The organism is Burkholderia sp. GW821-FHT14F03 (assembly GCF_058803765.1).
In genome coordinates this window covers 1-12,768 of the sequence record NZ_JBXAPG010000003.1, presented here as the reverse complement: position 1 = coordinate 12,768, position 12,768 = coordinate 1, and the positions used below count along the sequence as shown (strand labels likewise).

At 66.8% G+C, this 12,768-nt stretch carries 9 protein-coding genes; 7 read left to right on the top strand and 2 right to left on the bottom strand.

Going from position 1 to position 12,768, the window contains the following annotated elements; genetic code table 11:
• Positions 1-190 precede the first annotated feature (190 nt).
• The 7 genes from scpB to truB all read left to right on the top strand — a co-directional run bounded on the left by scpB (position 191) and on the right by truB (position 9,735).
• Complete coding sequence (gene scpB, locus AC1RQF_RS02735; protein WP_492871269.1) at positions 191-1,183, top strand: SMC-Scp complex subunit ScpB; 993 nt, start codon at positions 191-193, stop codon at positions 1,181-1,183.
• Positions 1,184-1,241: 58 nt separating this feature from the next.
• Positions 1,242-3,044 carry a 23S rRNA pseudouridine(2605) synthase RluB gene (gene rluB / locus AC1RQF_RS02730; RefSeq protein WP_274003587.1) on the top strand — a complete coding sequence of 601 codons (1,803 nt, stop codon included), beginning with the start codon at positions 1,242-1,244 and terminating at the stop codon, positions 3,042-3,044.
• A gap of 301 nt (positions 3,045-3,345) precedes the next feature.
• Positions 3,346-3,807 (top strand): ribosome maturation factor RimP, encoded by a 462-nt coding sequence (gene rimP / locus AC1RQF_RS02725; protein WP_274003586.1) that lies wholly within the window; start codon positions 3,346-3,348, stop codon positions 3,805-3,807.
• Complete coding sequence (gene nusA, locus AC1RQF_RS02720) at positions 3,804-5,279, top strand: transcription termination factor NusA (protein WP_274003585.1); 1,476 nt, start codon at positions 3,804-3,806, stop codon at positions 5,277-5,279. The genes rimP and nusA overlap by 4 nt, the downstream gene beginning before the upstream one ends.
• 91 nt (positions 5,280-5,370) lie before the next feature.
• Positions 5,371-8,286, top strand: coding sequence for a translation initiation factor IF-2 (infB, locus tag AC1RQF_RS02715; RefSeq protein ID WP_492871268.1), 2,916 nt, complete (start codon positions 5,371-5,373; stop codon positions 8,284-8,286).
• A 118-nt stretch (positions 8,287-8,404) separates the two neighbouring features.
• Complete coding sequence (gene rbfA / locus AC1RQF_RS02710) at positions 8,405-8,773, top strand: 30S ribosome-binding factor RbfA (RefSeq protein WP_274003581.1); 369 nt, start codon at positions 8,405-8,407, stop codon at positions 8,771-8,773.
• Positions 8,774-8,790: 17 nt separating this feature from the next.
• Positions 8,791-9,735, top strand: a complete 945-nt coding sequence (gene truB / locus AC1RQF_RS02705; RefSeq protein WP_274004319.1) for a tRNA pseudouridine(55) synthase TruB — start codon at positions 8,791-8,793, stop codon at positions 9,733-9,735.
• Between the two features lie 136 nt (positions 9,736-9,871).
• On the opposite strand, the gene AC1RQF_RS02700 is transcribed toward truB, so the two are convergent.
• Both AC1RQF_RS02700 and AC1RQF_RS02695 read right to left on the bottom strand, forming a co-directional pair.
• On the bottom strand, positions 9,872-11,431 hold the full coding sequence (locus AC1RQF_RS02700; RefSeq protein WP_274003579.1) for a DHA2 family efflux MFS transporter permease subunit: 1,560 nt from the start codon (positions 11,429-11,431) through the stop codon (positions 9,872-9,874).
• Between the two features lie 24 nt (positions 11,432-11,455).
• Positions 11,456-12,682, bottom strand: coding sequence for an EmrA/EmrK family multidrug efflux transporter periplasmic adaptor subunit (locus tag AC1RQF_RS02695; protein WP_492871267.1), 1,227 nt, complete (start codon positions 12,680-12,682; stop codon positions 11,456-11,458).
• Between the last annotated feature and the right edge of the window lie 86 nt (positions 12,683-12,768).

Genomic DNA, 12,768 nt, shown 5'->3' with positions numbered 1-12,768 from the left:
TCACGCGATTCCATCATGGCTTCGCGCTGTTCCGTCCGGTTTGGGTCAGGCTTGAAGGTCGTCGTTTCGCCACCCCCGGTTCGTGCTCCCATCAATATGACCGATCAGAATCGGGCGAGCGCGTCTTCTGTTCCTATTCGTCTGTTTTTATTGATCCGGTTCGTTTGACCACAGGGTCTGGCCTAGCTGCATGAATACCCAAGAGGCGAAGATCGTCCTCGAGACTGCTTTGATCTGCGCACAGGAGCCGCTGAAGCTCGGCGATCTGCGCAAGCTCTTTGCCGACAGCGTGTCGGCCGACACAGTCCGAACATTGATCGAAGATCTAAAACAGGAATGGTCCGGGCGGGGCGTCGAGCTTGTCGGCCTCGCATCGGGGTGGCGCTTTCAGAGCAAGCCCGCGATGCGCACGTATCTCGACCGCCTGCATCCTGAAAAACCGCCGAAGTATTCGCGCGCGGTGCTGGAGACGCTTGCGATCATCGCGTACCGGCAGCCGGTGACGCGCGGCGATATCGAGGAAATTCGCGGCGTGACCGTGAATACGCAGGTCGTGAAGCAACTCGAGGATCGCGGCTGGATCGAGGTGATCGGTCATCGCGACGTACCGGGGCGCCCGGCGCTGTACGCGACCACCAAGCAGTTTCTCGACGATCTCGGGCTGAAGGCGCTGGACGAACTGCCTGCGCTCGAGGAACCCGCGGCGCATCTCGAGGCCAGCTTGCTCGCGCAGCAGTCGATCGATTTCGCGGATGGAGCGCCGTCCGATGCGGTCGAGCCCGCGCCGGACGGCGAACCGGCGGCCGACGTGCCGAGCGCCGCAAGCGGATTGCCGGAAGGCGGGCCCGACGCGGAGGCGCCGGCCGGATCGGAGGCGATGTCGGAAGCCGTCGCCGATGCGAGCGAGGAAGAACACCCCGGTGTCCCGGTCGATCCAGACCGGCAGGCGCCGGAAGCAGCAAACCGCGCACCGGATGTCGCCGAAGCGGCGTCCGGACAGGCGGCGGAGGAAGACCGCGGCGCGATCGGTGGCATCCCGCATGACGCCGGTCCGGACCGGGCGCAGCCGGAGACGTTGGAGGATACCCCCGACAGTCTCGCCGATGCTGTGCGCAGCGCAAGCGAAGCGACCCCCGCGAGCGAGCCGCCGGACGAAGCAGAACCCGCGCAGCGCCGCGCCTGAGGCGGCGAACCCATGCCGCGCCCGCGACGGGCGCGAGACCTGACACTTTGAGGTTGTTTTGACAGATACCCACGACACTGATGCGTCTGAATCCGCGCATGCCGTTCAGGCGGCGCGGGCCGACGGAGCGCCCGAGCAGCAGGCTCAGGACGCCGGCGGCGACGAGCAACGCCCGCGCCGCGGCCTGCGGCGCGGTCCGCGGAGCCTGATCGCACGCCGCCGGGCGGCGGCCAAATCGAAGACCGGCGACGGCGCGGAAGGCGCGGTCGACGCGCCGGAAGCCGGCGACGAGGCGCAGCCGCCCGCACGGGCGCCGCGCAAGGAAGGCGCGGCCAAGGCGCCGCGCAAGCCGGCGGCCGGCAAGCGAGAAGGGGCTGCGCGCCAGGGGCAGGCTGCTCCCAAGGGCAAGCGGGGCGCCGCCGCGGCTGCCGAGGGCGCCGCGGGCGAGGCCGGCCAGGACGATGTGTTCGCCTACGTGACGTCGCCGGCATTCGATGCCGACAACGAGGCGGAAGGCGGCGCGCACGCGCCGATGCTGCGCCGCGGTCGTCAGGCCAGCAAGCGTGTGCTGGCGCCGGACGATGACGCGCCGAAGCTGCACAAGGTGCTGGCGGAGGCCGGCATGGGTTCGCGCCGCGAGATGGAAGAGCTGATCGTGGCCGGCCGGGTGTCGGTGAACGGCGAGCCGGCTCACATCGGCCAGCGCATCATGCCGACCGACCAGGTGCGGATCAACGGCAAGCCGGTCAGGCGCAAGCTGCCGAACAAGCCGCCGCGCGTGCTGATCTATCACAAGCCGACGGGCGAGATCGTGAGCCACGCCGATCCGGAAGGGCGCGCGTCGGTGTTCGACCGCCTGCCGCCGATGAAGACGGCGAAATGGCTGGCGGTCGGCCGGCTCGACTTCAACACCGAAGGTCTGCTCATGCTGACGACCTCCGGCGATCTCGCGAACCGCTTCATGCACCCGCGTTACAGCGTCGAGCGCGAGTATGCGGTGCGGGTGGTCGGCGAGTTGTCGGAAGGAATGCGCCAGAAGCTGCTGCACGGCGTCGAGCTGGAGGACGGTCCTGCGAACTTCCTGCGCATCCGTGACGGCGGCGGCGAGGGCACCAATCACTGGTACCACGTGGCGCTGGCGGAAGGGCGCAACCGCGAGGTGCGACGCATGTTCGAGGCGGCCGGGCTGATGGTGAGCCGCCTGATTCGTACGCGCCACGGTCCGATCGGGTTGCCGCGCGGGCTGAAGCGCGGCCGCTGGGAGGAGCTGGAGGAGGCGGAAGTCCGTCGTCTGATGGCCTCGGTCGGCCTGAAGGCGCCGAGCGAGGACAAGGCGAAGCGGGGCGGTGGCGCCGATCAGGCCGAGCGTCGTCAGCCGGACCCGATGCAAACCTCGATGGGCTTCCTCAACCGCGAGCCGGTGCTGACGACGCATGGCCAGCTCGACCAGCCGCGACGCGGCGGCGGCCGGCGTGGCGCGGCGGGCAGCGCGTTCGGCGTGGGCGCCAGCTATGGCGGCCTGCCGAGCGGCGCCGGCTACGGCAATCGCCCGGGCAATGGCGGCAGCGGCGGCTACGGCAACCGTTCGGGTAATGGTGGCGGCAACGGCGGCGGCTTCGGCAACCGGGCGGGCAACGGCAACGGTGGCGGCAACGCTAACGGCAACCGCGCGGGCGGCCGCGACGTCGACGGCAATCGCATGTCGTACGGCGGTGCGAACGGCAACAAGCGCGGCGCTGCCGGCAAGGGCGGCGGCCGCAACGCAAACGGCAACGGCAACCGCGCCGAGGGCAATGCGGCGGGCGGCGGGCGCGGCGGTCAGCGCGCGCAGCAGCCGCGCAACCGCTCGCGCGGGCGCTGAACCCGTTGCGGGTTCCGGTGTTGCCGAAAGCCCGTCCACGGCCCGCAAAATCGCCGCGCAAGGCGGGTTTTGCGGGCTCCCGCTTTGCGTTCGGGCCAAAAAACGCTATAATCGCGAAGTCGCTGGGCGTGCGGGTTTTTTGATGTGCGGCTCAGGTGCGACCAACGGTAAGAAGATGGGCGTTCCGCCCATTTTTTTTTGCTGAAACGGTTAGGCATCTCGGGTAGCGCTTCCGCGCCAGCTAAGGCGCGCGTCTGCGGGTGAATCGCGAACGGCGGGCGCGAACACCTGAGAGGACACTGTGCAACTGACGGAACTGATAGAAACCACGGTCACCGGGCTCGGTTACGAGCTGGTCGATCTCGAGCGCACCGGGCGCGGCATGCTGTGCGTCTACATCGATCAGCCCGCCGGCATCGCGATCGAGGATTGCGAGAAGGTCACGCGTCAGCTCCAGCACGTATTGACGGTCGAAAACATCGATTACGAACGGCTCGAAGTCTCGTCCCCGGGACTCGACCGCCCGTTGAAGAAGCTGACTGATTTCGAACGATTCGCGGGCAGCGAAATCGTCATCACCCTGAAGAAACCGCTGGATGGCCGCAAGACCTACCGGGGCATCCTGCATGCGCCGAATGGCGAAACGATCGGTTTGGAATTTGAGAGGAAGAAGGGCGAGGCGGCCATGCTGGATTTCACGCTGGCCGATATCGACAAAGCCCGCCTGATTCCGCACGTTGATTTTAGGAGCCGCAAACAATGAGTCGCGAAGTGTTGATGCTGGTGGATGCGCTGGCGCGCGAGAAGAACGTCGACAAGGATGTGGTGCTGGGCGCCCTCGAGGCGGCGCTCGCATCCGCATCCAAGAAGCTGTTCGACGAAGGCGCCGAAATCCGCGTCCAGATCGATCGTGAGAGCGGCGAACACGAAACCTTCCGGCGTTGGCTCGTCGTACCCGATGAGGCCGGCCTGCAAGAGCCGGACCGCGAGATCCTGCTGTTCGAGGCGCGTGAAGACCACCCCGACGTCGAAGTCGGCGAGTACATCGAGCAACCGGTGCCCTCGATCGAATTCGGCCGGATCGGCGCGCAGGCCGCCAAGCAGGTGATCCTGCAGAAGGTGCGCGACGCGGAGCGCGAGCAGATCCTGAACGACTACCTCGAGCGCGGCGAGAAGATCATGACCGGCACGGTCAAGCGGCTCGACAAGGGCAATTTCATCGTCGAATCGGGCCGCGTCGAGGCGCTGCTGCGCCGCGACCAGCTGATTCCGAAGGAAAACCTGCGGGTCGGCGATCGCGTGCGCGCCTATATCGCGAAGGTCGATCGCACCGCACGCGGTCCGCAGATCGAGCTGTCGCGCACCGCGCCCGAATTCCTGATGAAGCTGTTCGAGATGGAAGTGCCCGAGATCGAGCAGGGGCTGCTGGAGATCAAGGCGGCCGCGCGTGATTCGGGCGTGCGCGCGAAGATCGGCGTGGTCGCCTACGACAAGCGCATCGATCCGATCGGCACCTGCGTCGGCATCCGCGGTTCGCGTGTGCAGGCCGTGCGCAATGAGCTTGGTGGCGAAAACATCGACATCGTGCTATGGTCGGAGGATCCTGCCCAGTTCGTGATCGGCGCGCTCGCGCCGGCAGCGGTCCAGTCGATCGTCGTCGATGAAGAAAAGCACTCGATGGATGTCGTCGTCGACGAAAACGAACAGGCCATCGCGATCGGCCGCAGCGGTCAGAACGTGCGCCTCGCGAGCGAACTGACCGGCTGGCAGATCAACATCATGACGCCGGACGAATCCGCGCTGAAGCAGAACGAGGAGCGCGACACGCTGCGCGGCCTGTTCATGGCGCGCCTCGACGTCGACGAGGAAGTCGCGGACATCCTGATCGACGAAGGCTTCACGAGCCTCGAAGAGATCGCCTACGTGCCGTTGAACGAAATGCTCGAAATCGAGGCTTTCGACGAAGACACCGTCCACGAGCTGCGCAACCGCGCGCGCGATGCGCTGCTGACGATGGCGATCGCAAACGAAGAGAAAGTCGAAAACGCCGCGCTCGATCTGAAAAGTCTCGATGGCCTCACGCCGGAACTGCTCACGAAGCTGGCCGAGCAGGGCGTGCAGACGCGTGACGATCTCGCCGAGCTGGCTGTCGACGAACTGGTCGAGATGACCGGGATGGAAGAAGAAGCTGCAAAGGCGCTGATCATGAAGGCGCGCGAACACTGGTTTCAGTGAGATATGAACATGGCGCATTGATTTGCTGGCGGCCGGAAGGCCTGACCCGATGCTAACCGCAAGGAATCGGTCCTTGCACTAAGAGGAATGAATGGCGAGTAACAACGTAGCCCAATTTGCCGCGGAACTGAAAATGCCTGCTGGTGTGCTGCTCGAACAGCTGCAGGCAGCGGGCGTCCAGAAAGCGAGTGAAGACGATGCGCTGTCCGAGACGGACAAGGCGCGTCTGCTCGATCATTTGCGTAAATCGCACGGCGCGACCGATGGCGACAAGCGCAAGATCACGCTGACCCGCCGGCATACGTCGGAGATCAAGCAGGCCGACGCGACGGGCAAGGCTCGCACCATTCAGGTCGAGGTGCGCAAGAAGCGCACGTTCGTCAAGCGTGACGACGTGAGCGAGACCGGTGCCGAGCACGATCAGCAGGCTCAGGATGCGGAAACCGATGCGGATCTGAAGCGTCGCGAAGAAGAGGCGCGTCGCGAGGCGGCACTGCTCGAGAAGCAGGCGCAGGAACTGCGCGAGCGCCAGGAACGCCTGGAACGCGAGGAAGCCGAGCGTCGGGCCAAGGAAGAGGCGGCCGAGGCCGAGCGTCGCCGCGCCGAGGAAGACGCAGCCGCGAAGCGTGCTGCGGAAGCCGCTCAGGTGGCGCAGGTGGCGCAGCAGGTTGCTGCCGCCAAGGAAGAAGAGCAGGCGAAGGAAGCACAAGTGCAGACGCAGGAAGACGAGCGCGCCGCCGCGGATCGCGCGGCGCAGCGCGAAGCGGCGAAGAAGGCCGAAGACGCAGCCCGCGAGGCGGCGGACAAGGCACGCGCCGAACAAGAAGAAATTCGCAAGCGTCGCGAGGCCGCCGAGGCGGAAGCGCGCGCGATTCGCGAGATGATGAATACGCCGCGCAAGGCCCAGGTGAAGGCGCCCGAGCCGCCGAAGCCGGCCGAGCCGCCGAAGGCCGCCGAGGCCAAGGGCACGCTGCACAAGCCGGCCAAGCCGGCTGGCGAGACGGCGCGTCCGGCTGCTGCGAAGAAGCCGGCCGGCGCGGCCGCGCCGGCGACCACCACCACGGCGCCCGCGGGCGACCGCAAGAAGCCGGGTGGCAAGGGCGGCTGGCAGGACGACGCGGCGAAGCGCCGCGGCATCAAGACGCGCGGCGATTCGAGCGGCGGCGTCGACCGCGGCTGGCGCGGCGGCCCGAAGGGGCGCGGCAAGCACCAGGACAACGGGTCGTCGTTCCAGGCGCCGACCGAGCCGATCGTGCGTGAAGTGCACGTGCCGGAAACCATCTCGGTCGCCGACCTGGCGCACAAGATGTCGGTGAAGGCGTCGGAAGTCATCAAGATCATGATGAAGCTCGGCCAGATGGTCACGATCAACCAGGTGCTGGACCAGGAAACGGCGATGATCATCGTCGAGGAACTGGGGCACCGGGCGGTCGCGGCGAAGCTGGACGATCCGGAAGCGCTGCTGGTCGAAGGCGAAACGGGCAGCGACGCGGAGCAACTGCCGCGTCCGCCGGTCGTCACGGTCATGGGCCACGTCGACCACGGCAAGACCTCGCTGCTCGACTACATCCGTCGCGCGAAGGTGGCGGCCGGTGAAGCGGGCGGGATCACGCAGCACATCGGCGCTTACCACGTCGAGACGCCGCGCGGCGTCGTCACGTTCCTCGACACGCCGGGTCACGAGGCCTTCACGGCCATGCGTGCCCGCGGTGCGAAGGCAACCGACATCGTGGTCCTGGTGGTCGCGGCCGACGACGGCGTGATGCCGCAGACGAAGGAAGCCATTGCCCACGCAAAGGCGGGTGGCGTGCCGATCGTCGTGGCGATCAACAAGATCGACAAGCCGGAAGCGAATCCGGACCGCGTGAAGCAGGAACTGGTCGCGGAAGGCGTCGTGCCGGAAGAATACGGTGGCGATTCGCCGTTCGTGCCGGTGTCCGCCAAGGCGGGCACGGGTATCGACGACCTGCTCGAGAACGTGTTGCTGCAGGCCGAAGTGCTCGAACTGAAGGCGCCGGTCGAGGCGCCGGCGAAGGGCATCGTGATCGAAGCCAAGCTCGACAAGGGCAAGGGGCCGGTCGCGACGATCCTCGTGCAGTCCGGTACGCTGAACCGCGGCGACGTCGTGCTTGCGGGCACCGCTTACGGCCGGGTCCGTGCGATGCTCGATGAGAACGGCAAGCCGACCAAGGAAGCCGGCCCGTCGATTCCGGTCGAGATCCAGGGTCTGTCGGAAGTGCCGGGCGCAGGCGAGGAAGTCATCGTGCTGCCGGACGAGCGCAAGGCGCGCGAAATCGCGCTGTTCCGCCAGGGCAAGTTCCGCGACGTCAAGCTCGCGAAGCAGCAGGCCGCGAAGCTCGAAAGCATGCTCGAGCAGATGGGCGAGGGCGAGGTGCAGAACCTGCCCCTCATCATCAAGGCTGACGTGCAGGGCTCGCAGGAAGCGCTCGTGCAGTCGCTCGTCAAGCTGTCGACGAGCGAAGTGCGCGTGCAGATCGTCCACAGCGCGGTCGGTGGCATCAGCGAAAGCGACGTCAACCTCGCGACGGCATCGAAGGCGGTCATCATCGGCTTCAACACGCGCGCCGATGCACAGGCGCGGCGTCTCGCCGAGTCGAACGGCATCGACATCCGCTACTACAACATCATCTACGACGCCGTGGATGAGGTGAAGGCGGCGATGTCGGGCATGCTGGCGCCGGAAAAGCGCGAGACGGTCACGGGCATGGTCGAGGTGCGCCAGGTGTTCAAGGTGCCGAAGATCGGCGCGGTGGCCGGCTGTATGGTCACGGACGGCCTGGTCAAGCGCTCGTCGTCGGTGCGCGTGCTGCGCAACAACGTCGTCATCTTCACGGGCGAGCTCGATTCGCTCAAGCGCTTCAAGGACGATGTGAAGGAAGTGAAGCAGGGCTTCGAATGCGGTATGTCGATCAAGAATTTCAACGACATCGTTGAAGGCGATCAATTCGAAGTCTTCGAGGTCACGGAAGTCGCGCGTACCTTGTAATCACGGCGCGCAGGCTCATGGGCGGGGCAGGCTTGGGCCTGTCCCGCCCATTTTTCATGGCGGCGGCGCATCGAGCGTCGCCGGCCCGCTGCCCGCAGAACGGAATGTCGGATTGATCATGTCGAAGAAACGTACTTCTCCCAATCGCAACGTGCAGATCGCGGACCAGATCCAGCGCGACCTGTCCGAACTCATCATGCGCGAGGTCAAGGACCCGCGGATCGGCATCGTGACGATCCAGAGCGTCGAGCTGACGCCGGATTACGCGCATGCGAAGGTCTATTTCACGGTGCTGACCGGCGATCCCGCCGCGACCCAGGAGGCGTTGAACCACGCCGCGGGCCACTTGCACAACCTGCTGTTCAAGCGCCTGCACATCCATACCGTGCCGACGCTGCACTTCCATTACGACAAGACGACCGAGAAGGCGCACGAGATGTCGCGCCTGATCGACGAGGCGAATGCGACGCGGGCGAAGGACGACTGAACGAGCGCCGCATGACCATGACGACTGCACCACAACGTCCGCGCGTGCCGCGCCGCATGCTCGACGGCGTGCTGTTGCTCGACAAGCCCATCGGGCTGTCCAGCAATGATGCGCTGATCCGCGCGAAGCGCCTCTATCTCGCCAAGAAGGCCGGCCATACCGGCACGCTCGATCCGCTGGCGTCCGGCCTGCTGCCGCTGTGCTTCGGCGAGGCCACCAAGTTTTCCCAGGATCTGCTCGAGGCCGACAAGACCTACGAGGCGACGATGCGTCTCGGCATCCGCACGACCACGGGCGACGCCGAAGGCGAGGCGATCGACACGCGCGAGGTGCGCTGCGACGTCGCGGCCGTCGACGCGGCGCTTGCGCGCTTCCGCGGCGAGATCGTGCAGGTGCCGCCGATGTACTCGGCGCTCAAGCGCGACGGCAAGCCATTGTACGAATACGCGCGCGCCGGACAGACGGTCGAGCGCGAAGGCCGCCAGGTCACGATCCACGCGCTGGAGCGGATCGCGTGCGCGCTGCCTGACGTGAGCTTCCGCGTGACCTGCAGCAAGGGCACCTACGTCCGCACGCTTGCCGAGGACATCGGCGAGATGCTCGGTTGCGGCGCGCACCTGGTCGCGCTGCGGCGCACGGGCGTCGGCGCGCTGACGCTCGAGCACGCGGTGACGCTCGATGCGTTGTCCGATGCGGCGGAGGGCGAGCGCGATGCGTGGCTGCGGCCCGTCGATGCGCTGCTGTCGACGTTTCCGAGCATGACGCTCGCGGCTGACGGCGCGCGGCGCCTGTTGCAGGGGCAGCGCATCCGGCTCGAGGATCTCGGCATGGCGCAGACGTTCGCCGACGGCGAAACGGTGCGCGTCTACGATGAGGGCGGGCGCCTGCTCGGCGTGGGCGTGATCAACAGCGGCGTGCTGGCCCCGAAGCGGCTGCTGGCCGGCGGCGGCGATGCCGCTTGATGCGCCGGCCGGGCGCGGGACGCCGCGGCCGGCATCCTGATGCGTCGCGGGGCGCGCGCCGGCAAGGCGTCCGCGCGAGAAAACGGCCCGTTGGTTCGATGAAACCAACGGGCCGTTCGTCATTTTCCCGCGCAGCTCAGTGCGCGGCCGATGCCGCCGCGCTCGAATCGCCGCCGCCCGAGCGTTCGGGCTTGGTGATCCAGATGAGGCCGATCAGCAGCACGAAGATCGCCGCCGAGATGTAGAACAGGTCGTTCACCCCCAATTGCGCGGCCTGCTGGGTCGCGAGATTGTTGATGAGGCCGTGGGCCTGCTGGTCGGTCAGGCCGAGGCTGCCCATCTGCGTGACGGCCTGGTTGAAGGTCGGGTTGTAGACGTTCGCCTGCTCGACCAGCTGCGCATGGTGGAAGTTGTTGCGATGATCCCACGCGGTCTGGAACACTGACGTACCGATCCCGCCGAACATGATCCGCACGAAGTTCGACAGCCCCGACGCGGCCGGGATCCGATGCCCGGGCAGGCCGGACAGCGTGATCGAGACGAGCGGGATGAAGAAGCCCGCCATCGCGATTCCCTGCACCAGCGTGGGCAGCGTCAGCGACCATTCGTCGACGCCCGTGGTGTAGCGCGAGCGCATCCAGAAGCACAGCGCGAAGGTCAGGAACGACGCGGTCGCGATGTAGCGCGGGTCGGTGCGCGGCAGGATCTTGCCTGTGAGCGGCGACAGCAGGATCGCGAACAGCCCGACGGGCGCCATCACGAGGCCGGCGTCGGTCGCGGTATAGCCGATCTGGGTCTGCAGCCACAGCGGCAGCAGCACGAGATTGCCGAAATACAGCCCGTAGCCGACCGACAGCGCGATCGTGCCGCCCGAGAAGTTGCGCGTCCGGAACAGCGACAGGTCGACGACCGGATGCTCCGCGGTCAGCTCCCATACGACGAAGAAGGCGAACGCGATGACTGCGGTCAGCGCGAGCACGACGATCGTCGTCGAGGCGAACCAGTCGAGATCCTTGCCCTTGTCGAGCATGATCTGCAGCGAACCGACCCAGACCACCAGCAGCGCGAGCCCGACGCCGTCGATCGGCGCCTTGCGGACCGTCGATTCGCGGTTGCGATAGATCATCCAGGTCACTGCCGCGGCGGCGATGCCGACCGGGATGTTGACGTAGAAGATCCACGGCCACGAATAGTTGTCGGAGATCCAGCCGCCGAGGATCGGGCCGGCGACCGGCGCGATCAGCGTGGTCATCGCCCACAGCGCGAGCGCCATCGGCGCCTTCGCGCGTGGGTAGCTCGACAGCAGCAGCGCCTGCGACAGCGGGATCATCGGCCCCGCCACCGCGCCCTGCAGCACGCGCGAGGCGAGCAGGAACGGCAGCGTGGGCGCGAGACCGCACAGCCACGACGAGATCACGAACAGGATGATCGAGGCGAGGAACAGGCGCACCTGGCCGATGCGGTCAGTGAGCCAGCCCGTCAACGGGACCGAGATCGCGTTCGCGACCGCGAACGAGGTGATGACCCAGGTCCCCTGGTCGGACGATACGCCGAGGTCGCCCGAGATGGTCGGGATTGCGACGTTGGCGATCGAGGTGTCGAGCACGTTCATGAAAACGGCGAGCGACACCGCGATCGTGCCGAGCACGAGCTGTCCGCCTTGCAGCGGAGGGTAGGAGGCTTGTGGCTGTGCCATGGTGTCCTTTGGAACGTGCGCCGCTTACATCAGCTTCGACACGTTGCCCGTGACCTTGGCCGGCGCGCTTGCCGCGGCCGGCGCGCCGTTGCCGGCGTTCGCGCGGATGATGCGGGCGATCTCGGCATCGGCCTCGTCGCCGTACTTCGCGAACACATCGGTCTGGTAGATCGTGTTCTGCACGTTGCCGAGCTGATTGCCGCTTTCATCCTTGATGGAGACCTCGACCTGCATCGACAGGCCGATGCGCAGCGGATGCTTCGCCAGTTCCTGCGGATCGAGTTCGATCCGCACGGGCAGGCGCTGCACGACCTTGATCCAGTTGCCGGTCGCGTTCTGCGCGGGCAGCAGCGAGAACGCGGAGCCCGTCCCCGCCGAGAAGCCGACGACCTTGCCGTGATACGTGACCGACGAGCCGTAGATGTCGGCCGTCAGTTCGACCGGCTGACCGATCCGCATATGGTTGAGCTGCACTTCCTTGAAGTTCGCATCGACCCACACCGCGTTGAGCGGCACCACCGACATCAGCGGCGCACCCGGCGACACGCGCTGGCCGACCTGCACCGAGCGTTTCGCGACGTAGCCCGTGACCGGCGCGGGCAGCGTGTTGCGCGCATTGTTCAGGTAGGCGTCGCGCACCTTGGCGGCGGAGGCGAGGACGTTCGGGTGATCGGCGATCGTCGTGTTGGCGGTCAGTGCGCGATTCGACGCGAGCTGCTGCTGCGCGGCGTCGAGCGAGGCCTGCGCGCCCTTGACCGCGTCGCGCGCGTGGGAGATCTCTTCCTGCGACACCGCGCCCGTCTGCGCCACCGCGAGGCGGCGGCGCAGGTCGTCCTGCGCGCGCGACAGGTCGGACTGGCGCAGCGCGACCTGCGCGCGGTACTGGTCGTCGTTGACATACAGGCCGCGCACCTGGCGCACGGTCTGCGCGAGATTCGCCTCGGCCTGCTGCAGCGCGACCTGGGAGTCCGCCGGGTCGAGCACCACGAGCGGGTCGCCGGCCTTCACGGTCTGCGTGTCGTCCGCGTTCACCGCGATCACGGTGCCCGTCACCTGAGGCGTGATCTGCACGACGTTGCCGTTCACGTAGGCATCGTCGGTCGACTCGTGGAAGCGCGCGACGAGGAAGTAGTAGAGGCCGTAGGCAATCGCGGCGATCACGATCACCAGGATCAGCAGCGTCATCATCCGCTTGCGCTTGCCGTTGGATTGCGGCTGCGCGCTGGCGGCGTTTTGTTGAGGGTCGCTCATGGCGAGTTTCTCCGTCTTATCTCGAGTAGTACGTGTGTGTATGAATTGGAATCGGTTCGGGCGGCGGGCGGCTCAATCCGCCTCAG

Coding starts and splice junctions, on each gene's coding strand:
- AC1RQF_RS02695 (WP_492871267.1), bottom strand. CDS start 12,682: ATGAGCGACCCTCAACAAAACGCCGCCAGCGCGCAGCCGCAATCCAAC.
- truB (WP_274004319.1), top strand. CDS start 8,791: ATGACGACTGCACCACAACGTCCGCGCGTGCCGCGCCGCATGCTCGAC.
- rbfA (WP_274003581.1), top strand. CDS start 8,405: ATGTCGAAGAAACGTACTTCTCCCAATCGCAACGTGCAGATCGCGGAC.
- AC1RQF_RS02700 (WP_274003579.1), bottom strand. CDS start 11,431: ATGGCACAGCCACAAGCCTCCTACCCTCCGCTGCAAGGCGGACAGCTC.
- scpB (WP_492871269.1), top strand. CDS start 191: ATGAATACCCAAGAGGCGAAGATCGTCCTCGAGACTGCTTTGATCTGC.
- infB (WP_492871268.1), top strand. CDS start 5,371: ATGGCGAGTAACAACGTAGCCCAATTTGCCGCGGAACTGAAAATGCCT.
- nusA (WP_274003585.1), top strand. CDS start 3,804: ATGAGTCGCGAAGTGTTGATGCTGGTGGATGCGCTGGCGCGCGAGAAG.